The sequence below is a fragment of the Sphingomonas sp. GW821-FHT09B04 genome (assembly GCF_059418285.1).
The window spans coordinates 60,909-85,003 of record NZ_JBWKPO010000003.1 but is presented as its reverse complement, the minus strand read 5'-3'; the positions used below and the strand labels follow the sequence as shown (position 1 = coordinate 85,003).

24 protein-coding genes and 1 tRNA gene are annotated in these 24,095 nt (G+C 67.0%); 23 read left to right on the top strand and 2 right to left on the bottom strand.

Features of this window, described 5'->3' with window-relative positions:
* Positions 1 to 153: 153 nt before the first annotated feature.
* Genes AC07NK_RS10025 through AC07NK_RS09995 form a run of 7 tightly spaced genes read left to right on the top strand, consistent with a single transcriptional unit; the run spans position 154 to position 5,436 of the window.
* On the top strand, positions 154 to 690 hold the full coding sequence (locus tag AC07NK_RS10025; RefSeq protein ID WP_495170444.1) for a hypothetical protein: 537 nt from the start codon (positions 154 to 156) through the stop codon (positions 688 to 690).
* A complete protein-coding gene (locus AC07NK_RS10020; RefSeq protein ID WP_495170443.1) occupies positions 672 to 1,310 on the top strand; it encodes a J domain-containing protein in 639 nt (212 codons plus the stop codon). Before AC07NK_RS10025 ends, AC07NK_RS10020 begins: the two co-directional genes overlap by 19 nt.
* Positions 1,307 to 1,591: a hypothetical protein gene (locus AC07NK_RS10015; protein WP_495170442.1), complete on the top strand. Its 285-nt coding sequence runs from the start codon at positions 1,307 to 1,309 to the stop codon at positions 1,589 to 1,591. Before AC07NK_RS10020 ends, AC07NK_RS10015 begins: the two co-directional genes overlap by 4 nt.
* On the top strand, positions 1,588 to 1,845 hold the full coding sequence (locus AC07NK_RS10010; RefSeq protein ID WP_495170441.1) for an XkdD/Y8K6 family phage-associated protein: 258 nt from the start codon (positions 1,588 to 1,590) through the stop codon (positions 1,843 to 1,845). Before AC07NK_RS10015 ends, AC07NK_RS10010 begins: the two co-directional genes overlap by 4 nt.
* On the top strand, positions 1,842 to 2,477 hold the full coding sequence (locus AC07NK_RS10005) for a hypothetical protein (protein ID WP_495170440.1): 636 nt from the start codon (positions 1,842 to 1,844) through the stop codon (positions 2,475 to 2,477). The genes AC07NK_RS10010 and AC07NK_RS10005 overlap by 4 nt, the downstream gene beginning before the upstream one ends.
* Positions 2,474 to 5,062 carry a DNA methyltransferase gene (locus AC07NK_RS10000; protein ID WP_495170439.1) on the top strand — a complete coding sequence of 863 codons (2,589 nt, stop codon included), beginning with the start codon at positions 2,474 to 2,476 and terminating at the stop codon, positions 5,060 to 5,062. The genes AC07NK_RS10005 and AC07NK_RS10000 overlap by 4 nt, the downstream gene beginning before the upstream one ends.
* Positions 5,059 to 5,436, top strand: a complete 378-nt coding sequence (locus AC07NK_RS09995) for a hypothetical protein (RefSeq protein ID WP_495170438.1) — start codon at positions 5,059 to 5,061, stop codon at positions 5,434 to 5,436. The genes AC07NK_RS10000 and AC07NK_RS09995 overlap by 4 nt, the downstream gene beginning before the upstream one ends.
* Positions 5,437 to 5,509: 73 nt before the next feature.
* On the opposite strand, the gene AC07NK_RS09990 is transcribed toward AC07NK_RS09995, so the two are convergent.
* Positions 5,510 to 5,740 (bottom strand): hypothetical protein, encoded by a 231-nt coding sequence (locus AC07NK_RS09990; RefSeq protein ID WP_495170437.1) that lies wholly within the window; start codon positions 5,738 to 5,740, stop codon positions 5,510 to 5,512.
* 23 nt (positions 5,741 to 5,763) lie between these two features.
* Between AC07NK_RS09990 and AC07NK_RS09985 the strand changes: the two genes are divergently transcribed.
* The 11 genes from AC07NK_RS09985 (at position 5,764) to AC07NK_RS09935 (ending at position 15,617) form a co-directional block, all read left to right on the top strand.
* Positions 5,764 to 6,003: a DUF2312 domain-containing protein gene (locus AC07NK_RS09985; RefSeq protein WP_495170436.1), complete on the top strand. Its 240-nt coding sequence runs from the start codon at positions 5,764 to 5,766 to the stop codon at positions 6,001 to 6,003.
* Complete coding sequence (gene dnaN / locus AC07NK_RS09980; RefSeq protein ID WP_495170435.1) at positions 6,003 to 7,118, top strand: DNA polymerase III subunit beta; 1,116 nt, start codon at positions 6,003 to 6,005, stop codon at positions 7,116 to 7,118. The genes AC07NK_RS09985 and dnaN overlap by 1 nt, the downstream gene beginning before the upstream one ends.
* Positions 7,119 to 7,131: 13 nt before the next feature.
* Positions 7,132 to 7,377, top strand: coding sequence for a hypothetical protein (locus tag AC07NK_RS09975; RefSeq protein ID WP_495170434.1), 246 nt, complete (start codon positions 7,132 to 7,134; stop codon positions 7,375 to 7,377).
* A gap of 208 nt (positions 7,378 to 7,585) precedes the next feature.
* Positions 7,586 to 8,086, top strand: a complete 501-nt coding sequence (locus AC07NK_RS09970) for a hypothetical protein (RefSeq protein ID WP_495170433.1) — start codon at positions 7,586 to 7,588, stop codon at positions 8,084 to 8,086.
* Positions 8,086 to 8,361: a hypothetical protein gene (locus AC07NK_RS09965; RefSeq protein ID WP_495170432.1), complete on the top strand. Its 276-nt coding sequence runs from the start codon at positions 8,086 to 8,088 to the stop codon at positions 8,359 to 8,361. Before AC07NK_RS09970 ends, AC07NK_RS09965 begins: the two co-directional genes overlap by 1 nt.
* The gene (locus AC07NK_RS09960) at positions 8,361 to 10,769 is read left to right on the top strand and encodes a DNA cytosine methyltransferase (RefSeq protein ID WP_495170431.1); all 2,409 of its coding nucleotides are present in this window, start codon (positions 8,361 to 8,363) and stop codon (positions 10,767 to 10,769) included. Before AC07NK_RS09965 ends, AC07NK_RS09960 begins: the two co-directional genes overlap by 1 nt.
* A complete protein-coding gene (locus AC07NK_RS09955) occupies positions 10,763 to 11,530 on the top strand; it encodes a hypothetical protein (RefSeq protein WP_495170430.1) in 768 nt (255 codons plus the stop codon). Before AC07NK_RS09960 ends, AC07NK_RS09955 begins: the two co-directional genes overlap by 7 nt.
* A complete protein-coding gene (locus AC07NK_RS09950; RefSeq protein WP_495170429.1) occupies positions 11,527 to 12,330 on the top strand; it encodes a hypothetical protein in 804 nt (267 codons plus the stop codon). Before AC07NK_RS09955 ends, AC07NK_RS09950 begins: the two co-directional genes overlap by 4 nt.
* Complete coding sequence (locus AC07NK_RS09945; protein WP_495170428.1) at positions 12,323 to 12,661, top strand: hypothetical protein; 339 nt, start codon at positions 12,323 to 12,325, stop codon at positions 12,659 to 12,661. Before AC07NK_RS09950 ends, AC07NK_RS09945 begins: the two co-directional genes overlap by 8 nt.
* Before the next feature lie 22 nt (positions 12,662 to 12,683).
* Positions 12,684 to 13,901, top strand: a complete 1,218-nt coding sequence (locus tag AC07NK_RS09940; protein ID WP_495170427.1) for a hypothetical protein — start codon at positions 12,684 to 12,686, stop codon at positions 13,899 to 13,901.
* Between the two features lie 366 nt (positions 13,902 to 14,267).
* On the top strand, positions 14,268 to 15,617 hold the full coding sequence (locus tag AC07NK_RS09935) for a tyrosine-type recombinase/integrase (protein WP_495170426.1): 1,350 nt from the start codon (positions 14,268 to 14,270) through the stop codon (positions 15,615 to 15,617).
* Between the two features lie 18 nt (positions 15,618 to 15,635).
* Here AC07NK_RS09935 and AC07NK_RS09930 read toward each other — a convergent pair.
* A tRNA-Thr gene (locus AC07NK_RS09930) sits at positions 15,636 to 15,711 on the bottom strand.
* A gap of 179 nt (positions 15,712 to 15,890) precedes the next feature.
* Between AC07NK_RS09930 and AC07NK_RS09925 the strand changes: the two genes are divergently transcribed.
* From AC07NK_RS09925 to AC07NK_RS09905, 5 genes are all read left to right on the top strand, one after another.
* Positions 15,891 to 17,168: a PAS domain-containing protein gene (locus AC07NK_RS09925; protein WP_495170425.1), complete on the top strand. Its 1,278-nt coding sequence runs from the start codon at positions 15,891 to 15,893 to the stop codon at positions 17,166 to 17,168.
* 166 nt (positions 17,169 to 17,334) lie between these two features.
* The gene (locus tag AC07NK_RS09920; protein WP_495170424.1) at positions 17,335 to 21,948 is read left to right on the top strand and encodes an NAD-glutamate dehydrogenase; all 4,614 of its coding nucleotides are present in this window, start codon (positions 17,335 to 17,337) and stop codon (positions 21,946 to 21,948) included.
* A 119-nt stretch (positions 21,949 to 22,067) separates the two neighbouring features.
* On the top strand, positions 22,068 to 22,715 hold the full coding sequence (locus tag AC07NK_RS09915) for a PepSY-associated TM helix domain-containing protein (protein WP_495171001.1): 648 nt from the start codon (positions 22,068 to 22,070) through the stop codon (positions 22,713 to 22,715).
* Positions 22,716 to 22,727: 12 nt separating this feature from the next.
* On the top strand, positions 22,728 to 23,231 hold the full coding sequence (locus AC07NK_RS09910) for a DUF2271 domain-containing protein (protein WP_495170423.1): 504 nt from the start codon (positions 22,728 to 22,730) through the stop codon (positions 23,229 to 23,231).
* A 17-nt stretch (positions 23,232 to 23,248) separates the two neighbouring features.
* Positions 23,249 to 24,085, top strand: a complete 837-nt coding sequence (locus AC07NK_RS09905; protein WP_495170422.1) for a DUF4198 domain-containing protein — start codon at positions 23,249 to 23,251, stop codon at positions 24,083 to 24,085.
* Positions 24,086 to 24,095 lie beyond the last annotated feature (10 nt).

Genomic DNA, 24,095 nt, shown 5'->3' with positions numbered 1-24,095 from the left:
GCATTGCTGTAGCGTTCGCGCTAATCCTGCGCTCATCGGTGGCATTCCGAGGGGGATGAGGCCGATGCGCAGGGTCAGATAGGCGCGCTCGGCACTCCCAAGGTTCCGGCTTCCGTCGATCCCCCTGCTCCACTCTAGCGGGGAGGTTGGCCCATGGCCGCCGAAGCAACGCGCGCACCGGTTGCGCGCGAACAGGAAGTTGCGCCCGGCGTACAGCCGCGGCTCACCGTCGCCGAGATCGATCGCGCGCTGCGCTCCGGCCCGCGCATCATTCCATCGCAGACTGACCCTTGGTACGGCGCGCCCCAGCCGGGCTCGCGCTGGACGATGCCACAGAACGTCACGCTCCGGATCGAGGCGGAGAAGGCGAAGGCCAGCCGCGAGACGTGGGCACGCGCCGCCGCCGAGCGCCTAAAGGATCCCGAGCGGGTTACGCCGCACCGCGTCGAGCGTCAGGTTCATCCCCAGGGCAATCCTTCGCTGACCCCTGCCTGTCGCATCTTTCACCTGCCCCTGCTCGCCACCAGCCGGGACGGCAAGCGGGTGCTCGTGATCCTCCCGGGCGGCGACAAGGCGTGGCTCGACGCGCGGACGCCGTCGGGTGACCGTCCGTCGGTCGCGCCCCTTGCCGGCATCATCGGCCTGCCCTGGGCCTTCGCCGCGCTCGGCGCGTGGATGATGTGGTCATGACGCAGGCGCATCCCCTCGCCTGGCCGGCCGGATGGCCCCGCGCGCAGTTCCGCACGCATGCGCCCTTCCACAAGAAGAAGGACACCGGGCGCGGCTACTCCAACAAGGTCGACGTCACGATGTCCGTCGCGCGCAAGCAGCTCGGGCGCGAGCTCGACCTGCTCGGCGCGCGCAGCATCGTGCTTTCCACCAACGTCGAGCTCAACCTCAACGGTGAGCCGCGTGGCGATCGCGCCCGGCCGTCCGACGTCGGCGTCGCCTGCTACTTCAAGCTCAAGGGCCGCGACACCGTCCTTGCCTGCGACAAGTGGCTGCGCGTCGAAGACAACATCGTCGCGATCGCCAAGCACATCGAGGCGCTGCGCGGGCAGGAACGTTGGGGCGTCGGCTCGGTCGAGCAGGCCTTCACCGGCTACCAGGCGCTCCCCGCTCCGGAACAATGGTGGCAGGTGCTCGGCACCGGGCCGAACGCAAACATCGACGAGATCAACGCCGCATGGCGGAAGCTGTCGGCGGAGGCACATCCTGACCGGCCGGGCGGGTCGGACGCCGCGCAGGCGCGGGTCAACGCAGCGCACGACACCGCGCTCGCCAGCCTCACCGCGGGGAGCGGGCGATGAGCGGGCCATTCTCCATCAACGACAAGGCCGAGCTCGAAATGGCCCGCCTGTCGCTGCGCACCCACCTGCGCGTCGCAATGCCGGCCGTGCTGGCGCGCACGCAGCCGTACTTTCGCGAGCTGACGAAGCACCGCGCCGAGCAACGCTGGGCGATGATCGAGAAGCTGATCGACCAGCAGATCGCACAGATCGACCGCGAGGCAGCGGCCGAGTTCCGGACGCACGGCGATGATAGCGCCGTCGACGACGAAGCACCGCTTCCGCTGGAGCGGCGGGCATGAGCGCGCCGCATACGACTTGGAGCATCCGCGAGGACGTCGAGAACCCGAAGCATCCCGGGTGGTTCGTTTTAGACGCTACGGGCCGAGCGCTCTGTTGGGTACGCGAAGAGCACGTAGCGCGCCTGATCGCCGCGGCACCGGAGCTGTTGGAGGCGCTGGAAGGCTTCATGAGCAACCGCTCTGTGGTTGCCGGTCTCCCACTGTCGGCCGCTAGAGCCCGTCGCGCGATCGCCAAAGCGCGAGGTGAAGCATGAGCGCGCAGTTCCAATGCGCGTGCGGCGCACCGATCACCCGCAAGGCCAAGCGTTGCGTCGAATGTGCCAAGCCCATCCGCGCCGAGGCGATCCGCGCGCGACGCCGCGCCATCCCTGCTGACTTTGCCGAAGTCGCGGTCGGCAAGGGCCTGGACAAGCTCGTGCATCACTACGGTGCGGGCCTCTCCACCGTGAAGCGTTGGCTAGTCGAAAGCGGGATCAATCGCGGGCAGCTTGCCGCCAACGGCTGGGCCAAGCGGCCTGCGCCCGAAGACTTCGCCGCGAACGCCCCGCTCTGCACCGTCGCGCAGCTCTGTCACCACTATTCGGTCAGTTCCACGATCATCAGCCGGTGGCTCGCAGAGACCGGCACCACACCGATCCGCACCGTCTTCATCCCCAATCGCAGCCGTAACCGGCCGTTCCAGCCGCATCGCGACATCTCGCCCGAGGGGCAGGCCGCGGCCTTCCTGCAACGGTTCGGCCCGGTGTTTCGCAGCGACCGCGACGGCAAGCCGAATCCGAAGGGCACGCACTGGCGCCGCGGCGCCATCGTCCTGTCCGGCGCCGAAATCATCGATCGCGCCGTGCGCAACGGCTGGGATCAGAACGCTTGGAGGCGCATCGCATGAGCGGGAAATATCAAGCCTTTCTCGAAGCGAAGGTGCCGCAGGCCCTCCCGGCCGGCCTTCCCTGCGATCTCGACGATGTCCGCTCGCACCTGATCGACGGCCGTCCGATGCGCGATCACGTCCGGCCGATCGTCCGTTGGGCGGTCGAGGGCGGGCGCCGCGCACTGTTCGAGGCATTCGGGCTGCACAAGACGGTCCAACAGATCGAGATCCTCGACATCATCCTGCGCAAGCTGGAGGCAGAGGAAGGCGAGAAGCCCGACGCGCTGATCGTCGCGCCGCTCGGCGTGCGTCAGGAGTTCATCAGCGACGCCGCGATGCTCGGCGTCGATATCCGGTTCGTCCGCTCGGATGACGAGATCGAGGCCTATACCGGACCGGGCTGCATCTTCCTCACCAACTATGAGAGCGTCCGCGAGGGCAAGATCAGGATCGACCGCTTTCGCGCGGTCAGCTTGGACGAGGCGGATTGCCTGCGGTCGTTCGGCTCGAAGACCTACCAGACGTTCCTCCCGCTCTTCGAGAACGTGCCGTACCGCTTCGTCGCCACCGCGACGCCTTCGCCCAATCGCTACAAGGAGCTGATCCATTACGCCGGCTTCCTCGGCGTGATGGACACCGGCCAGGCGCTCACCCGCTTTTTCCAGCGCAACAGCGAGAAGGCCGGCGACCTGACCCTCTATCCCCACAAGGAAGAGGAATTTTGGCTGTGGGTTAATAGCTGGGCGATCTGCCTCCAGCGGCCGAGCGATCTCGGGTTCAGCGATGACGGCTATGAGTTGCCGCCGATCGACGTGCGCTGGCACAAGGTCACCACCGACATATCGGACGCCGGCGCGGACGCGCGCGGCCAGGGCCGTCTTCTGCGCGATGCCGCTATGGGCGTGCAGGAGGCGGCCCGCGAGAAGCGCACCACGCTGCATGATCGCGTCGCCAAGGTGGCGGATATCGTCCAGGCTGCCCCGGCTGACCACTTCCTCTTGTGGCACGACCTCGAGGATGAGCGGAAGGCGCTCGCCGCCGCGGTGCCCGACAGCGAGTTCGTATACGGCACGCAGAAGCTCGACGTGCGCGAGAAGATCGTCGAGCGGTTCAAGGCGGGCACGCTCCGCGCGCTCGGCGCCAAGCCGGTCATGCTCGGGGCGGGCGGCAACCTGCAGCGCAACTGCCACCGGGCGGTCTTCGCCGGTGTTGGCTTCAAGTTCCGCGACTTCATCCAGGCGATCCACCGCATCCAGCGCTTCGGCCAGCCGCATGCCGTCGAGATCGACATCATCTTCGCCGAGACCGAGACCGAAGTCGTCCGCGATCTCCAGACGAAGTGGGCGCTGCACGATGCCATGGCCGAGCGCATGAGCGGCATCATCCGCCGCTTCGGTCTCCAGCATGACGTCGCGCTCGCCAGCCTCAAGCGCTCGATCGGCGTCGCGCGCCGGACGGTCACCGGCGACGGCTGGACGCTGGCGCATAACGATTGCGTCGATGAGGCCGCGCGGCTTGAGCCGGGCTCGGTCGACCTGATCGTCACGTCGATCCCATTCTCGAACCACTACGAATATACGCCGAGCTATAACGACTTCGGTCACACCGACGGCGACGATCATTTCTTCGCGCAGATGGACCACCTGACCCCGGCGCTGCTCGAAGCGTTGGCGCCCGGCCGGCTCGCCTGCATCCACGTCAAGGACAGGATCCTGTTCGGCTCGGTCACCGGCGAGGGCGTGCCGACCGTCAATCCGTTCCATGCGAAGGCGCTCTTTCACTACCTGCGCCACGGCTTCCAGTATCTCGGGATGATCCACGTCAACACCGACGTGGTTCGCGAGAACAACCAGACCTACCGCCTCTCCTATAGCGAAATGCTCAAGGACGGGACGAAGATGGGCGTGGGCTCGCCCGAGTACATCCTGCTCATGCGTAAGCCGCAGAGCGACACCGCTCGCGCCTATGCCGACAAGCCGGTCACCAAGGAAGCAGAGGAATACAGTCTCGCGCGCTGGCAGATCGACGCGCACAGCTTCTGGCGATCGTCGGGCAACCGCCAGGCGATGCCCGATGAGCTCGCCTACCTGGCGGAGCGGTTCGCCGAAATGCCGATCGGGGCGCTGGTCAAGCAGTTCCTCACCCAAACGCGTGAGCTGATCCACGATCACGAGGCCCACGTCGCCATCGGCGAGATGATCGAGGCGCGTAACGGCAATGACGGCCGCGGCAAGCTGCCCCGCACCTTCATGTCGCTCGCCCCGGGCGCGCACCGGCCGGACACTTGGGACGACGTCGCGCGGATGCGCACGCTCAATGCCGAGCAGGTTCGCAAGGGCGCCGAAAAGCACGTCTGCCCGCTGCAATTCGACATCGTCGACCGCCTGATCGACCGGTTCAGCATGAAGGGCGAGTTGGTGTTCGATCCATTCGCCGGTCTCGGCACCGTGCCGATGCGCGCGATCGAGAAGGGCCGTCGCGGCGGTGGCAGCGAGCTCAACCCCGAATATTTCGCCTTCGCCTGCGGCTACCTGCGCGACGCTGCGAACGCTGCGGCCGTGCCGAGCCTCTTCGACCTGCTCGATCTGGAGGCGGCGGAATGACGACGCCAGCCGATCTGCCCGAAGCGGCGCTTCACATTCTCCAGCATTCGCTCGGCGTCGATCAGTATGGCAAGGGCGAGCAGTATCGGAACCGCTTCGTCACCGGTGACGGGAGCGTCGACTATCCGGTTTGCGTCGCCCTCGTCGTCGTAGGGTTGATGACCCGGCGCGCGGGCAAAGGCCTGCCCTTCGGCGGGATGGACTTCTTCTTCGTCACCGACGCCGGCAAGGCGTTCGTCGCGGAGCACAGCCCGCCCGCGCCGAAGCTCTCGCGGAGCAAGCAGCGGTATCGCCGCTATCTGAACGCAGACAGCTCACTGCCGTTCGGCGAGTGGCTGCGCTCGCCTTGGGCCGATTTGAGGCACCAGCCATGATCGCCCGGCCGACCAGCATCGCGCCGTGCGCGCTCCGCCCCCGCGTGAAGGACGGCTCCTATCCGTTCCGCAATCACCGGACGGTCGCGGAGATCAACGCCGGCGTGCCGCCCCACCCCTCAACGCCCGGCGCCAGCACATGAACGCGCGCCTCTCCACCCTGTTTCGGCTCGCCGAGGCTCTTTGGTTCCGCGTGCGGACCCGCCGCCTGCGCGCCGAGCTCGACCAGCATCTCGCCGAACGCCGCGACGGGCGCGCGAAGCGCCAGGCGGCCGCGCGTCGCGGCGCCGAGACCAAGTTTCAACGTCGAATGGAAGGACTGACACGATGAGCGATAGCATTTCCGCCGAGCAGCTCCGCCTGCTCATCGAACGCATCGAGCGGCTCGAGGAAGAGAAGAAGGGCATCAGCGAGGACATCAAGGATGTCTATGGCGAAGCCAAGTCGACCGGCTTCGACGCGAAGGCGATCCGCGAGGTCATCCGCCTGCGCAAGATGGAGAAGCACCAGCTCGACGAGCGCGACGCGCTGCTGGAAACCTATCGTGCCGCCCTGGGGATGGCGTGATGGGCGCCGCGGTCCTGGTCTTCGAGACCAACAAGCTGCTGCCCGCACTCCGCGAGGTGTGCGAGGCGGTGGAGCCGCGCAACACCATCAACGTGTTGCAGAACGTGCTGATCGAGGCCGACGGCGACGGTGTGACGCTCACCACTTCGGACCTCGACATCATGGTGCGCCGCGCCGTGCCGCTCGAATCGTCCAACGGCCCGGCCCGCTTCACCGTCAACGCCAAGCGGTTGCTCGCTGTCGTCGGCGCATTCGAGACTGGCAGCCAGACGGCGATCGAGATCGATGCCGGCGCGGCCGTGGTGAAGTCCGGCCGGGCGCGCACTCGCTTCGCGGTCATCCCGGCCGATGACTTCCCGGTCATCACGAACAGCCACCCGGCGTCCTTCGCGTTGCCCGGCCAGTCACTCAACCAGGCGTTCGGCGCAGTAGAACATGCGATCTCGACCGAAAAGGTGCGCTACTATCTCAATGGTGTCTTCCTGCACGTCCGCGATGACACCCTCCGTTTCGCCACGACCGATGGCTATAGGCTCGCGCAGCTCATCACGCCTCTGCCCGAAGGGGCGGCCAGCGTACCGGACAGCATCATCCCGACCAAGGCGGTCGGCATCATTCGCAAGGCGGCGGCGCTTCGAGGCGACGCGCAGATCGATATCGCGGTCTGCAGCAGCAAGATCGTTTTCAGCGTCGAGGGCTTCACCCTCACCTCGAAGCTGATCGAAGGGAACTTCCCCGACTACGCGCGCACTATCCCCACCGATGCGGCAATCGAGGCTGTCGTCGATCGCGACGACGCGGTTCAGGCGACGGGGCGCGTGTTGGTGGCGACGAGCGACAAGGTACGCGCCGCCCTCCTTCGCTTCGATGCCGACACCCTGTCCTTCACGGTGCGCTCGCAAGAGCATGGCGACGCCGTCGACGAAGCCCCCTGCGAGTACGGAGGGAAGGACCCGTTTGAGATCGGCTTCAACCTCCGCTTCCTGCGCGACGCTCTCCAGGCGCTCGACGTCGACACCGTCCGCTTCGGCATGACCGGTCCGCGCGGGGCAACCCTGCTCACCAGCAATCCGCCGGGCGCGCTGTCGCTCGTGCTGATGCCGATGAACGCCTGACAGGAGCCTAGCGATGCACGCGATCCTCTACACCGATGAGGGCAAGCTCGCCCTCGCCATTTGCAAGGGCGACGCGGAAGCGGCGGAGCGCGCCATGGCGGATATGGCTATGACGAGCCGCAAGTGGGAGTGCGCGCTCCGCGCTGCGCGCCAGCACGTCGATCCGCCACCGCCGCTCCCGCCCGTCGAGCCGTTCGAGCTGCCCGCCCGTGGCCATGCGCCGGGCTCGTCGCTCGGCAAGCCGGTGTTTCAGTCATGAGGGGGCCGCCGTTCTTTGTGGTCTGGTCGCCGTCTGGGGATCAGCCTCCGCGGTTCCGGCACCCCGATGCATTGCATGCGGAGAGGGAGGCCGAGCGCTTGGCGAAGGCCCACCCCGGCCGCGAATTCTTCGTCCTCCAGCCGACATACACCGTCTGCGCACAGAAGATGCTCACCGAGCGCTTCCTCACCGATGAGGTGCCTTTCTGATGAACCTCGAATACGCCAGCCTCGCCGAGATGGACGCTTGGGCGGAACGCATCATGATGCGCGGTCCGGACTTCGTCATCGGCGAGCTCAAGAACCCGTATCTCCGCCGCTGGTGGATTGTGCCTCGCAACTACGCGAGCAACACCTACTTGCATGAGATCCCGCGCAGCGATGACGATCGCGCCGGGCATGACCATCCTTGGCCCAATTCGAGCTACGTCATTGCGGGCGGCTACTTCGAGGTCATCTACGATCCGATCCAGCCGTGGATTGAGGTCGATCGCCTTTGGCGCGGCCCCGGATCATGCGTCATGCGCAAGGCGACCGACACGCACCGGCTGATCGTCCCAGACGGCGGGCGCTGCATCTCGCTCTTCACCACCGGGCCGAAAGAGCGCGAATGGGGCTTTTGGTGCCCCGACGGCCGCGGATGGGTCAACTGGCGCGATTTCACGGGTGGCGAGAACGGTGAGACCATCGGTCGAGGGTGCGAAGCGTGATGGCCGAGTACCGCGTCGTCACCCTCGCCCCGGGCCACACCCTCAAGCTGCGGCGCGCCGGGCAACAGTCCGGCCGGCCGGGCAAGGTCACCGTGCGAACTTCGCATCGCGCGCCCTTCGACATCGATGAGAGCCGCTGGAACGCGGCTAAAGCGGGGGCACCCATCTCTACCGATTTGCGCGAGATCGATCCGCGAGCCGTGTTCGCCGCGGGCGCCCCCGTGTTCCTGCACGAATCTGCGCCTTGCAAGCCTTGGTCGGGAGGGCGCTCCTAATGGCGGCTCTCACCGGTTTCACCACGAGCGAGCGGATCATCCGCCACGCGCACGTCTTCTGCGGCATCGGCATGGGCGCCAAGGGCTTCAACATGGCGAAGGCGCGCGTCGGCAACGTCGTCGCGAAATTCGTCTGCACCGGCGGGATCGACGTCGACGCGGGCGCGATCCGCAATTTCCAGCGCGTGACCGGCACCCCCGGCACCGTCATGGACCTGTTCAGCCGCGAGCAGTACATCGATTTCCACGGGCACGAGCCGCCCGCCGAATGGCGCGAGGCGACGCCGGCGGACGTCCGCGCAGCGCTGACCCAGGCGGACGGCACCCGGCCGGACGTCATCTTCCTCTCGGCGCCATGCAAGGGTTTCTCCGGCCTGCTCTCTTCGAAGCAGTCGGGCACCGACAAGTACCAGGCCCTCAACGGCCTCACCGTTCGCGGTGTGTGGCTGATTTGCGAGGCGTTCAAGGACGGGCCGATCCCGGTCATCCTGTTCGAGAACGTGCCGCGGATTCTGACACGCGGCCGCTTCCTGCTCGATCAGATCGCAGCCATCCTGCGGTCCTACAGCTACAACGTCGCCGAAACCGTCCACGATTGCGGCGTGCTCGGCGGGCTGGCGCAGAGCCGCAAGCGCATGCTGCTGATCGCACGACAGCGCGAGATCATCCCGAACTTCATCTACGAGCCCGAGAAGAAGCGGCTGCGCGGCGTGGGCGAGGTTATCGGCAAGCTCCCGCTCCCCGGCGATCCGGCCGCCGGCATCATGCACCGCGTCCCCATGCTCCAGTGGAAGACGTGGCTGCGCCTGGCGCTGGTCCCGGCCGGCCGCGACTGGCGCGCGCTCAACGATCTCGCCGTCGTCGATGGCGTGCTGCGCGACTATGGCATCGTCCCCGACCAAGCGCTGCGCGATGACGCGCTCGGCGTGCTGCGATGGGAAGACACGGCCGGCACCATCATCGGAAATCAGCGCTCGCCGCTGCACGGCCGTCACAGCGTGGCGGACCCTCGCCCGCAGGATGCCGGATGGAATGCCGACGTGCTCGGGGTTCGCGACTGGCGAGAGCCCACCGGCACCGTCGCGGGCAGGAGCGGATGCACGAACGGCGCGCACAGCGTCGCGGACCCGCGACCGGTGCAGAACAACCAAACCTATCAGCAGTACGGCGTCACGCCTTGGGACGAGAATAGCATCGCGGTCAGCGGGCAATCGACACCGGGTGGCGGCCCCTACTCAGTCGCCGACCCGCGCGTCGATGGCCACCCGAAGAGCGTCCAGCTCGGCGTGCGCGCATGGGACAAGCCAGCCGCCTGCGTGAAGGGCGACGTCAGCGTCGGCACCGGCCCCTATGCCGTCAGTGACCCTCGCATTCCCGGCAAGCCTCGCTTCAACAACATCTTCCGCATCGTTCCTTTCGATCAGGCGGCGCCCGCGGTTGCAGGTCCTGGCGGCCCGGCCGGAGGCGCATGCGTCGCTGACCCGCGCATGGGCGACAAGGATTACACGACGACGAAATACAAGATCACCCCTTGGGAGGGGCAGAGCCGCGCCGTCATAGGCGCATCGACCACCGGCGACGGCGCGTTCGCGGTTGCTGATCCTCGAGGCGGAGCCGATCCAGCCAGGCTGCACGGCAAGCATCGCGTCGAAGAATGGGCGGGCCAGCCGAGCCGAGCAGTCATCGCCGGGCGCGAGAACGGGGCATCAGCCGTCGCTGAACCTCGCACCGGCTACGGACCCGGTACACATCAGAACATCTTGAGCGTTGCATCGTTCGACGACCCGGCGAAGTCAGTGACCGCCGCTCGGCACGTCGCCGGCGGCGCACTTTCGGTCGCGGACCCGCGGCCAGCCTGTCTCAACGCCGACGGCCGCGAGGCATATGCCTCGCAGGGCCACTATGGCGTCGTCGACTGGCGCGAGCATTCCGGCGCAATTCCAGCTTTCGCCAAGAACAGCAACGGCCCGTGGTCGGTGGCGGACCCTCGCCAGGCCGCGCCCGAGCCGCTCGAAGCCCTACCAGGGCCGGACGATCGCGTCATCGCGCGCATCATTGCGCTCGACGGCACCTGGCACCGGCCCTTCACAACGCTCGACCTAAGCGCGCTCCAATCGCTGATCGACCCCGAAGAGGTGTTCTACTGCGACGCCGACGGCTGGCATGCGCGGATGTCCTTCGAGCTTGACAGCAAGAGCGACGCGGAAAAGCGCGAATGGATCGGCAACGGCGTCCCGAGCAAGAGCGCGGCGAAAGTCGGTAGCGTTATCGGTGAAGCGATCTTGCTCGCCGAGCTCGGCGAGACCTTCACCCTCTCCGCCAAGACGATTTGGGTTGCGCCGGCGCGCCTCGCGCTCGCGGTCGATCAGCACCAAGCGGCGCTCGAATGGGAGGCGCGGGGATGCTGAGGGCCGAGGACGTGCGCAAAGCGCTGTCGAAGAAGTTCGGCGCGCCCGAATACGCCCTGTTCTTCGAGGTCGGCGATGCCACCGGCGGCCGCGCTCGGCGATGGGCGGACGCGATCGCGATGGGACTGTGGCCATCCCGGGGGCTGGCCTTGCATGGGTTCGAGATCAAGGTGAGCCGGCAAGATTGGCTTGGCGAGCTTCGGAAGCCCGAGAAGGCCGAGGCGATCGCACGCTATTGCCGATACTGGTGGATCGTCACGCCCCCCGGCATCGTCAAGGATGGCGAGCTGCCCGAGAATTGGGGGCTCTATGAAGTCCAGGCGAACGGGTTGCGCATCGTGCGCGCGGCCCCGCCGCGCGAGAACTTGCCCCCCATATCGCCGGAGTTCCTCGCGGCTCTGCTCCGTCGTTCGGACGAACATGCTCGCTCGCTCGTCAAGAATGCAATCGACAAGGCGATGGTCGATGAACGCGCAGCGATCGATGCGCGTGTTGAACGCGAGGTCCATTGGCGCACCGATCGGTTGAAGGAACGCGCCGAAGCGGCCGAGGGCAAGTTCAACGCTATTTGCGAGGCTTGCGGCCTGTCTCCAGCCGAAGTTGGGGGCCTGTTCTACAACACGGACTTCGCGCGCGCGGTTGCCACCGTGCATCGCTTGGGCGTCGCCAAGACCTACAATGGCCTCTCCGGCCTAGCGCAGCGCCTTCGGCCGATGATCGAAGCACTTGACGGCTTTCTCGGGGAAGAACCTTCCGAGTGACCCGCTGGTATCGCGCCTATGAAGGGACGGTCACCGATCCCAAGCTCGGCGAGGCGGCGATGATCGCCGGCACGTCGCGTTCGGTTGCGGTCACGTCCTGGCACGCGATCATGGAAAGCGCCTGCGGAACGCGGGACGCGGGACGATTCGTGACCACGCCGCGCCGCCTCGCGGTCATCCTCGCCGAGCCGCTCGACGTCGCGCAAGCGATCCTCGCCGCCTTCGCCGAGCTTGGCCTGACCACCGACGATCGCATCGTCGCATGGTCGAAACGCCAGTACGAGAGCGACAACAGCACCGAGCGGTCTCGAAAGCACCGGGAGAACAAGCGCAACGGCGATGCAACGTTGCATCAGCGTCGCGCAACGCCCCCAGAGACAGAAGCAGATACAGAAAGTTCGGATGCTACCGCATCCGGCGCCGGGGCGCCGCCTGCTCCCCCACCCCCTCCGCAACCCGCCGACCTTCGCGCCGCCGTCTTCGCGTCCGGTGTCCCCCTGCTCATCGCAGCCGGACAGTCCGACCCCAAGGCACGCTCGATGCTCGGCCGGTGGCGCAAGGACTTCACCGACGGCGCCGTGCTCGACGCCCTCGCCGCCGCCCAGGTCGAGAACCCTTCCGACCCGATTGCATGGATCACCGCAGCCTTGGAGCGCCGCAATGCCCCCAAACGACAAACCCCGGCCGATCGCGGACTTCGTGGAACGCGCCCTGACCCTTCCGTCGACCTCTACCGCGCCGCCGTTGCCGCAGAAGCCGAAGAGGCGCGTGCCGCCGGCCGTGGGGCGCGTGGTGGGTGAGCTCGGCTTCCGCTACCGCCCGTCCGCCCAAGCGGATCTTGAGGCGCACGCCCACGCGATCCGGCTGCTTACCCAGGATCTCGCCGACGTGCCGATCTCGCTGCTGGAACCCGCTGTCGAGCGGTGGGCCTCGACCAAGCCGTTCATGCCCCGTGCTTGCGAGATCATTGAGCTCGCAGGGCAGATCGGCGCGGCGATGGTGAGCGGCACGAAGGCGGCCGCCGATCAGCTCCAGGCGCATTGCGACCGCCTCAACGCCACCGACCGCGCCCGCTTCTGGTTCGTCGCCGGCCAGGCGCCCGACCGCCGCATCGACAGCCGACCCCGATAAACCCCCGACCTAGGAGTTCCCCATGACCGACAAGCCTATCCTCTGCATCGACTTCGACGGCGTCATCCACAGCTACGACCGCGGCTGGCAGGACGGCGCGATCTACGGCCACGCGACCGCGGGCTTTTGGGATTGGGCGCGCAGGGCGGCCGCCCTGTTCACGCTCACGATCTATTCGTCGCGCTCGAAGACGCCGGATGGCGTCAGCGCCATGAGCGCATGGCTCGACCGCCAGTGGGAGGAATACGCGGCCCCGCGCATGCCGCGGCCCGACCGGCCCGAGCTTTCCTTCGCACACGAGAAGCCACCGGCGTTCCTCACCATCGACGATCGTGCAATCCAGTTCCGCGGCGATTGGTCCGACCTCAACCCCATGACCCTGCGCAAATACGAAGTGTGGAACAAACCATGGTCAGAAGAGGAATGGCAGGGCGCGCAGCCCGAGCGCCAGCGCTTCAATGACGCCGAGCATGTTGCGCGCGCGCCATGGGTCGATCGGAAGGTGCCTTGGTATCTCCGCCTGCTTGGGGTGCCGCGCGGCGCCTACATGCGCGAGTGCAGCTTCCGCACTCGCTGGGGCGAGATCAGCTTCGGCTCGACGCTCTTCGCCCTGACCATCCGGCGCGGCCACCTGCAGATCGCGGTGCCGGGCGTGCAGGCGTTCATCCGGCTCTCGCGCCGCAACGACGAAAGCTATGAGTTCGACGGTCCCGAGTGGGGTGGCAGCTTCCGCTTCGGCCGCGATTGGGGCGGGCTGACCGGCTATGGCACCCTCGGATGGGGCCGCCGGCGGACCTCGTTCGGCTTGCCCTGGGGCTGGAACCGGCGCCGGGGTGACTATCGCCGGGAATACTTGGACGCCGCCGGCGAATGGCAGGACCATGACCGCATGCCTCGCGACTGGCATGCCCCCGAACAGGTCGCGGAGATGGGCCCGGCGCCTTGGGAGGAAAGCTACACCTTCCACTATATGTGCCAGCCGAGCGGCAAGGCGCAGCACGTACCGACCACCCTGCGCCGCGAACGGCGACACGACACCTATCGCGTGCTCGGCATCGTCACGCGACGCCGCATGGAAGAGGAGATCGCAATCTCGTTCCACGAAGAGGTCGGCAATCAGCGCGGATCGTGGAAGGGCGGCGTGACCGGCACCAGCGCGCGGATGAAACCGGGCGAGACGCCGGGCGAGACGCTGCGCCGATTCCAGCGTGAACAGGCCGGCGGGAGGTTCGACCGATGACCAGTGGCAATCCATGCCCGGTGCGCGGATGCACCCGCCGTACAAAGCCTCACCAGCTCATGTGCTGGCCGCATTGGCGACGCGTCCCCAAGGCGCTCAACCACGCTGTCTTTGACACCTATCGAAACCTCCGCGCTGACCCGGCCGCGTATCGCCAAGCCCGCGATGCTGCGATCGCGGCAGTTGAGGAGAAGGAGGCAGGAGCGCCATGAACGCCACCCCTTTCGTGGAAATCACGTCGATCATCGAAAAATCGAGTCGAAATGGGACACGGGCGAAGTTGTCCGCGGAGTTGACACGCGCGATCATGGCGCATCCATGCTGGACGCAGATGCAGGCGGAGCGCACGAAGGAGCTCGTTTCACAATGGCAAGACGATCACCCGGACCCGATACCGGCCGCGTCCAGCTCGGCCCGTTCTGGTTGTGGCACCGCCGCGACCGCGACGACTGGTGCATCTGCTGGTACGATGACGGAGGATCAGGCGCAGAGCGTCGGACACGCCGCCTCTCGACGGGCATCGGTGGCGGTCGAGATGGCCGGCCGCCGCAGGCGGCCGAGGACGCCCTCGCCACCCACTATCTAGAATCGCAGAAGCCGGTCGAGCAGCCGATCGACGCAACCTATGTCGAAAACTTGATGGCGGATTGGCTGCTCAAGCACGCGATCCCGAACCTGTCCGACCCCACACGCTATTCCAACGGCGTGAAACACTGGCAGACGTTCTTTGCCGAAGAGCGCCGCGCCGGGCGGCTCACAGGCCAGCCGACGGTCGCGGACATCAACACCGCGCTGGTGAGCCGCTTCCACACTTGGCGCCGCGCGCACGGCGTCAGCGCCGCGACGATCAGCCGCGACACCGCAGCGCTGCGCCAGCCGCTCAACTGGGCTTGGAAGACCAACCTGATCCCGTCGGCGCCGTTCGTGCCCGACGTCCATGGCAAGCCGGAGCCGAAGGATCTCGTCTATACGATGGGGCAGGTCGCCGCGATCCTCGAGGCGGCGCTGGCGGTGCCCGAGCGCGAGCACATCCATCTATTCGCGATCACCATGCTCAGCACGCACGCCCGCGTTGAGGCGGTGCTCGGCTGCAATCTCGACGTCCAGTACCAGGACGGCTTAATCTATTGGAACGCGCCCGGCCGGGCGCAGACGAAGAAGCGGCGATCGATCATCAAGGTGGGACCGACCCTCGCTCAATGGCTGGAGGGCCGCACCGGCCGCCTGATCCAGTGGAAGCGGGGCCGCTTCGACGCGAACGGCGCGTGGGTGCATGAGATGCTCCCGACCGACAGCATCAAGAATGCCTTCGAGCGGACGCTGCTCGCGGCCGGCCTGCGCGATCACGCCCTCGACGAACGCGGCGAGCCCATTTGGCTTCCCGCCCGCCGCAAGCTTGGCGAGACGGCGCCACGGCCGAAGCTGATCGGCATCGGTTCGCCGAACACGCTGCGCCACACCTGCTCGACCGAGTTGCATCGCCGCGGCGTGCCCGAGGCGCAAATCGATACGGCCGCGGGGCACTCGGGCGATTCGACGAACAAGCGCCATTATCGCCACCTGCGCCCCGAGTATCTCTCCGACTTCATCGCGGCGGTCGAGGATTACTGGTCAGAAATGGCGAAGCTCACCACCGCGCATCTGCGATACCAGCGCGATACCAAGATCGTCAATTTTGGCGCCGCGCGAGCCAAGGGCACGCCAAAGAATGGCTAATTTCTGCGCGTTTATGGATGGTGCCGCTTACAGGACTTGAACCTGTGACCCCCGCATTACGAATGCGATGCTCTACCAACTGAGCTAAAGCGGCCCTGCCGGCGGAACCGCCGGTGGAAGGTGGCGGCGCTTACCAGCCTCTTCGATGGCTGACAAGCGCTGACAGGCGTTGCAAATGCGCGCCGAAAACCCTGCGCATCTTTACACAAGATTTACCATGCCATGCGCAGACTCGGCATGTTCGAGGGCTTTGTCCCTCTGTGGAGCATGCGCATGGATACCCGCGGACTCGAAGACCGCCACCAAACTGGCCACGACGACAATGGCGTCGGCGATTCGGACGGCGGCCGGAATCAGCTTGAAATCGGCACCGATGAGCGCCGGATGCATGTCCGCGCATACAATCATTGGGTGTCGCTGCTGCGCGGGCGCGCGCATCCGTCGATCGAGGATCTCGATCCGGAGAGCATCGCCGATTTCGGCCCGCACAGCGTGCTGCTCGATTTCAGCGGCGGGATCGAGAATCCCGCGATTCGCTATCTCGGCGCATCGCTGCGCGAGGAATGCGGCGTCACCAGCCTGATCACGCACGTCGGCGAAGTTCCCAGCCGTTCGCTGCTTTCGCGCCTGACCGACCATTATCTCCAGATCATCGCCAATCGCGCGCCGATCGGCTTCGAGGCCGAATTCGTCGGTCAGCGCGGACACAACACACTCTATCGCGGCATCCTGATGCCCTACTCCTCCGACGACGATACGATCGACTTCATCTACGGCGTCATCAACTGGAAGGAGATGGTCGACGCCGAGACGCAGGCGCGACTCGAACGCGAGGTCGAGGAAGCGCGCCGCGCCGCGCCGCTGCCCGCGGCCGCAGCGCCGGTCTGGGCCGATGGTCCCAGCGCACCGATCGCCGACGAAGAGCCTGAACCCGCCGTCCCCCACGACGACGTCGCCGCCACGCCCGACACACTCGCGGGCCGGCTGACGCTCGCGCGCGAAAGCGCCGCGATCGCACGTGCCGCCGACACGCGCAGCCACGCCTCGCTCTACCGCGCGCTCTCCCGCGCCTATGATTTCGTGCGCGCGGCCGAGGCGGACGAGGCCGACTATGCAGAGCTGCTCGCCGACGCATCGATCACCGTGCAAGCGCGTGCGCCGATGACCGCGGCCGCCAAGCTCGTCTTCGGCCCAGACTATGACAAGACGCGTCTCACCGAATTCGCTGCGGTGATGAGCAATGCCCGGCGCAACGATGTGGCCGAGGGCGGACTCGACGCCTTTCTCACCGCCGAGCCGGGCGGGATCAAGGCGATCGTCAAGGCAGAGCGCGCGCTGCGCAAACCTGCACCCAGGCCAGATGTCTACGCGCGCGCAGCCGAAGAACTGCGCAGCCGCCCGCCGCTTGCGCATGTCGAGATCGAAGCCGGCGACTCGGAGTTCGTCGTGCTGCTCGCCCGCGCCGGAAGTGACGGAATGCTCGACATTCTGGCGAAGGTGGATGGCGATCAGGCGTTCGCCGAACGCATGGTGCGCAAAGCCGCGGCCTGATCCGCCCCCGATTCCCGTGACATTGCGACAAGGACTGTGCGTGTCAGCGCGCACGGCGCAGCTTTGTGTCGTATGTCAACGCTGGCATCGCAACTTCGTCACAATTGTCACGTTGCGGTGCAGCAAGCCTTGAGCCGCGCCGAATCCCGGCGCATAGCCCGCGAGCATGAGCAAGCCGATCAAGACGCTCGCCGATGCGCTGCAAGCGCGTCTTACCGATGGAGCCCTGCCGGGAGAGCTTGAGGGGTTCGGCGATGCCGAACGCGCCGCTGCCGCCCACTTTGTCGCGGAGGCCGCCGCGACTCGCGCGCCGGGCACGCCTGGCATCGCGCTCGAAACTGGCCTTGGCGAAGATAACCGCACCATGCGCCTTGCCGTCGTCAATGACGACATGCCCTTCCTCGTCGACTCCATCTCTGCCACCATCGCCGCCCACGACATCGCAATCCGCCGCGTGATCCACCCCGTTATCGCCGTCGAGCGTACGGGCGATGGCGCCCTCACCGGCATCGGCGCGGGAGGTTCGCGCGAATCGATGGTCTATATGGAGCTGGAGCGCGCCGACGCGCGCGACCGCACCGGCCTCGTCCGCGATCTCGAACGTAACCTTGGTCATGTCCGCGCCGCAGTCACCGACTGGCCCGAACTGCGCCGCGCGATGAGCGACGACGCCAACCGCGTCGGCGATCCCGAGGGTGCGTCGCTGCTGCGCTGGTTCCAGGGTGGCAGCATGACTTTGGTCGGCCACGAAATCTGGCATGTCGATGGCAGCGTCACCGATGCCGCGGGTATCTGCCGCATGAAGCTCGATACGCCGCTGCTTGCCGACGCTTCGCGCACGCTCGCGGTCGAATGGTTCGAGAAGGGCGGCCAGCCGCCGCTGCTGCTCAAGTCCAATTCGATCTCGACCGTCCATCGCCGCGCGCCGCTCGATCTGGTGCTGGTGCCGCTGCGCGACGGCGGCAAAGTCACCGGCCTGTCGATCCATGCCGGCCTGTGGACCAGCGCGTCGCTCCATTCGACGCCCGACGAGGTTCCGGTGCTGCGCGCCCGCCTCACCGCGCTTGAGACCAAGTTCGGCTTCGATCCGCGCGGCCATACCGGCAAGGCGCTGGCGCACGCCCTGACCGGCCTCCCGCACGATCTCACCATCGCTTTCCCGCAGGAGGCGCTCGAGCAGATCGCTCTCACCGCCATGTCGGTGACCGACCGTCCGCGCTCGAAACTGGTGCTGATCCGCAGCGCGCTCGGCCGCCATCTTTTCGCGTTCGTGTGGCTGCCGCGCGACGACGTCTCGACCGGCCGCCGCGTCGCCATCGGCGAAATGTTCGAACGCGCCGCCAATGCCACGCAGATCAGCTGGTCGATCGCGCTTGAGGACGGGCCGGTCGCGTTGCTGCGCTACACGCTCGACCTGCGCGGCGACGGCCGGATGCCCGACGCCGCCGTTCTCGATGCGGAGCTTGAGCGGATGGTCCGCGGCTGGCTGCCCGCCGTCGAAAGCGCACTAGCGGAGGACGGCCTTGCCGCCGCGCGCGCTGCGCGCCTCGCGCTGCGCTATGCCCCCGCCTTCCCGCTTGGCTACCGCAACAATAGCGGGCCCGAGGAAGCCGCACGCGACATCGTCCGCATCGCCGGTCTCGCCGATGCCGATGCGCGCTCGGTCCGTTTCTTCGAGCAGGCGGGCAAGCTGCGCATCAAGCTCTATCGCCTCGGCGGAGCGCTGCCCTTGTCGGATGCCGTGCCGGTGTTCGAGAATTTCGGCTTCCGCGTGATCGAGGAGCTTCCCACCGCCCTCCCCGGCGAGACCGGCGCCTATATCCATGACTTCGAGGTTGCGCTGACCGGTGAAGCGAAGCTCAAGGGCGAGATCGCGACGATCGAGGACGCCATCGCGGCGGTGCTCGAAGGGCGCGCGGAGAATGACGCGTTCAACCGGCTGATCGTCGAATCCGGCATCGCGCCCGCTTCCGTGGTCCTGCTGCGCGCCTGGTTCCGCTATCTGCGCCAGACTGGCCTCTCTTACGGCCTCGTCACCGTGGTCGAAGCACTGCGCCGTGCCCCCGCGGTCGCCACCGCGCTGGTCGAGCGGTTCGCCGCCGCGCACGATCCCGCGCGAACCAAGGGCAGCGCAGACGCAGTCAAGGCTGCCGACGCCGCCATCGCCGCGGGCCTCGACGCGGTCAGCGCGATCGACGACGACCGCATCCTGCGCGCCATCGCTGGCGTCATTCGCGCGACCTTGCGGACCAACGCCTTCGCTCCGGCAGCAGCCGAAGCGCTCGCCTTCAAGCTCGACAGCGCCCAGGTTCCGGGGCTCCCGGCCCCGCTCCCCTGGCGCGAGATCTGGGTCTATTCGCCGCGGGTCGAGGGCATCCACCTGCGCGCCGGCCCGGTCGCGCGTGGCGGGCTGCGCTGGTCCGACCGGCGCGACGATTTCCGCACCGAGATCCTCGGGTTGATGAAGGCACAGCGGGTCAAGAACGCCGTCATCGTCCCAACCGGGGCCAAGGGCGGCTTCTATCCCAAGCAGCTTCCTTCCCCGCTCGTCGACCGCGATGCATGGTTCGAAGAGGGCAAGGAAAGCTACCGCATCTTCATCCGCTCGCTGCTGTCGATCACCGACAACATCGTCGCGGGCAAGATCATCCATCCGGACAGCGTCGCGATCCATGACGGCGAAGATCCCTATTTCGTCGTCGCCGCCGACAAGGGCACCGCGACCTTCTCCGACGTCGCCAACGCGATTGCCATCGAGCGCAATTTCTGGCTGGGCGACGCCTTCGCCAGCGGCGGCTCGGTCGGCTACGACCACAAGGCGATGGGCATCACCGCCCGCGGCGCCTGGGTCAGCGTCCAGCGTCACTTCCTTGAGATGGGCACTGACGTCCAGACGCAGAGCATCCGCGTCGCCGGCTGCGGCGACATGTCGGGCGACGTGTTCGGCAATGGCATGCTGTTGTCGAAAGCGATCAAGCTGGTCGCGGCGTTCGACCACCGCCACATCTTCCTCGATCCCGATCCCGATCCCGCCGCGAGCTGGGTGGAACGCGACCGCATGTTCGCGCTGCCCCGATCGAGCTGGGCGGATTACGATCCGACCCTGATCTCCAAGGGCGGCGGCGTGTTCGCGCGGACCGAGAAGGTGATCCGGCTCAGCCCGCAGATCCGCGAAGTGCTTGGCATCGACGTCGAGGAGATTGAGCCGGGCGCGCTGATCTCGCTGATCCTCAAAGCGCCGGTCGACCTCATCTGGTTCGGCGGCATCGGCACCTATGTGAAGGCGGCGTCCGAGGCACATGTCGAAGTCGGCGATCCCGCCAATGACCGCATTCGCGTCAACGCCGAGGACATGCGCGCACGCGCCATCGGCGAAGGTGCGAACCTCGGCGTGACGCAGGCGGCGCGCATCGCCTTCTCGCTGCGCGGTGGCCGTCTCAACACCGACTTCATCGACAACTCCGCTGGTGTCGATTGCTCGGATAACGAGGTGAACATCAAGATCGCGCTCAACCGCGAGGTGATCGAGGGCCGCCTCCAGATCGACGATCGCAACACGCTGCTCGCCAGCATGACCGACGATGTCGCGCATCTGGTGCTGGAGGATAACCGCCTCCAGACGCTCGCGCTGTCGTTCCTCGAAAACGACGGCACGGTCTCGGTGCCGAGCTTCGTGCGCGTGATCGAGATCCTTGAAGCCGCTGGCCGCCTCGACCGCGCGGTCGAAGGGCTCGGCTCGAACGAGGATTTCCTGCGTCGTGCGCAGGAAGGCCGCGGCCTGACCCGGCCCGAACTCGCGGTGCTGCTCGCGACCTCGAAGCTCGCGCTGCAGGACGCGATCGAGGATGGCAGCCTTGGCCTCGATCCCGAGCTTGAACCCGATCTCATCGCCGCCTTCCCGTCGGCAATGCAGAAGAAGTTCAAGAAGCCGATCGAAGAGCATCGCCTGCGCGGTGAGATCGTTGCGACCAAGCTCGCCAACCGCATCGTCAATCGGCTCGGCGTGCTCCACCCGTTCGAGCTGGCCGAAGAGGAAGGCGCTTCGCTGCGTGACATCGCCGCGATGTTCGTGGTCGCCGAGCGCCTGTTCGGCCTCCCCGCCATCTGGGAAGCAATTGAGACCGCCGCGATCAGCGAACAGGCGCGTCTTGCCTTGCTCGACGAAGTCGCGGTGGCCACCCGCTCGCAGATCGCGGATCTGCTCCGCGTCGCTCGCCCCGACGAAGGACCGGGCGAACTGATCGCGCGCCTCAAGCCCGGCATCGCCGGTCTCGACCGCCAGACCAAGAAGCTGCTCAAGGACGAGGCACGCGCCCAGTCCGGCCGCATCGCCGCAAAGCTGGAGGAGGCAGGTGCGCCGCATGACCTGGTCGTCAAGATCGTCCGCATCTTCGAGCTCGACGGCGCGGTTGGCCTCGCCGATCTCGGCCAGCGCCGCGGCATCGACGAGACCGAGCTGACCCACGCCTTCACCCATCTCGGCCAGGAACTCGGCCTCGACTGGGCTCAGGCGGTCGCGGCGCGCATCGTCGCCGGAGATCCGTGGGAGCGCCTGCTGATTGCAGGCCTTGCGCGCGACTTCCAGCAGCTGCGCCTCGAATTCCTCGCCCGTACCGAGGGTCAGGATCCGCGCGCAGCAGTCGATGCCTGGCTTGCCGATCACGGTCCGCGCGTCGCGCAGTTCGCCGCGCTGGTGAGCCGTGCGCGCAAGGCATCATCGCCCAACGCCGCGATGCTGGCTCAGATCGCCGGACAGGCACGCGTCCTGCTGGGCCGCTGACCATCCAGCCCCTCCCCCTCATGGGGAGGGGCTTTCAGCTCTGAGCATCACCACACGTTGTAATTGCGAATCGTTCTCGCTAAGCCGCGAACGACTCGCAATTGGAACAGCCTCGCCCGATGCACGGCACCGCCACCAAACCGGCCCCTCGCAAGAAAAGCCGGAAGACCTTCTGGCTGAAGCAGCTTCACACCTGGCACTGGGTCAGCTCGGCGATCAGTCTCGTGGGCCTGCTGCTGTTCGCGATCACCGGCTTCACGCTCAACCACGCCGCCGAGATCGAAGGATCGCCGATCACGGTCGAGAAGAAGGCGCAGCTTCCCGCGCCGCTGCTCACCAGCATCAAGCCCGACGATGCCCCGGACGCGAAGAAGCCCCTGCCCGCGCCTGTCGCCGACTGGGTTCAGACCAACCTCCCCGTCGCCCGCGCTACAGGTGAGGCGGAATGGTCGTCGGGCGAGATCTACCTCGCCCTCCCCCGCCCCGGCGGCGATGGCTGGGTCGCGATCGATCGCGAAACCGGCGCGGTGACCAACGAAAGCACCAGCCGCGGCTGGATCGCCTGGCTCAATGATCTGCACAAGGGCCGCAATGCCGGCATTGTGTGGAAGTGGTTCATCGACATCTTCGTCGTCGCCTGCGTGATCTTTTCGCTCACCGGGCTCGTCCTGCTCCAGCTCCACGCACGCCACCGGCCCAGCACCTGGCCGCTGGTCGCCGCGGGCCTGATCATTCCTGCCATCCTGGCCATCTATTTCATTCACTAGGGGAACGCCGTTATGCAGCTTCGCATCACCGGATTGACCGCCACCGCGATCGGCGCGGGCCTGTTCGCGCCGGGCATGGCCGCGGCGCAGACGCTCGACGTCACGCTCACCATCCCGCGGCTCACCGTCGCGGAGTATCACCGCCCTTATGTCGCGATCTGGCTTGAGAAGGAGGGCGCGCCCGCCAAGACCCTCGCCGTCTTCTACGACGACGACATGAAGGCGAATGAAGGCACCAAGTGGCTGCGTGATATCCGCCAGTGGTGGCGCGTCTCGGGCCGCACGATGAAGTTCCCGGCGGCAGGCGTTACCGGCGCGACCAAGGCACCCGGCACGCACAAGCTGAGCTTCAAGCCACAGCTCGCCCCCGGCAACTACACGCTGGTGGTCGAAGCAGCGCGCGAAGTCGGCGGTCGCGAGCTGCTCCGCCTGCCCTTCTCGCTGCCCAAGGGCGGCACCGCCCGCGCCGTCGGCACGTCCGAGCTGGGCGCCGTCACCTTGACCGTCAAGCGCTGAACCAAGGGGGAATTCAGATGATCAAGCTCCGTCATGTCCTGATCGCCGCCGCCGGCGTCGCAATCACCGTTCCCGCCGCCGTCCAGGCGCACCGCCAATGGATGCTCCCGTCGATGACCGTCGTCTCGGGCGAAGGCGACGACGTCTGGGTCACGGTCGATGCCGCGGTCTCCAACGACCTCTTCTATTTCGAGCATCAGCCGATGCGCGCCGATGTCAGCGTGCTGCTGCCCGATGGCACGCCGGGTGAGGTCAAAAACAAGGCCACCGGCCGCTACCGCAGCACTTTCGACGTGCAGATCGGCAAGCGCGGCACCTACAAGATCTTTTACGCGATCGACGGCGTCATGGGCACGTACAAGCTCAATGGCGAAGAGAAGCGCCTGCCCCGCGGCACCACCACCGCCAACCTCGCTGCCGCCATCCCCGCGGGCGCGACCGACGTGAAGACGAGCGAGAGCAGCAACCGCAACGAGATCTTCGTGACCGCGGGGGAGCCGACCTCCATCGTGTTCAAGCCGACCGGCAAGGGCATCGAACTGGTCCCGGTCACCCACCCCAACGACCTCGTTTCGGGCGAACCAGCAACCTTCCAGTTCCTGCTCGACGGCAAACCCGCCGCGGGCCTGCCCGTCACCGTCATCCCCGGCGGCATCCGCTACCGCAACCAGCTCAACCAGCAGGACCTCAAGACCGGCGCCGACGGCAAGGTCGTGGTGAAGTGGGGCGATCCCGGCATGTACTGGATCAACGTCACCACCCCGCGCCCCGCCGGCGGCGAGGAAGGCGCACCGCCAGCTCCGGGCGCTCGCCGCGCGAGCTATGTGACAACGCTTGAGGTGATGGCGCCCTGACCCTCCAACC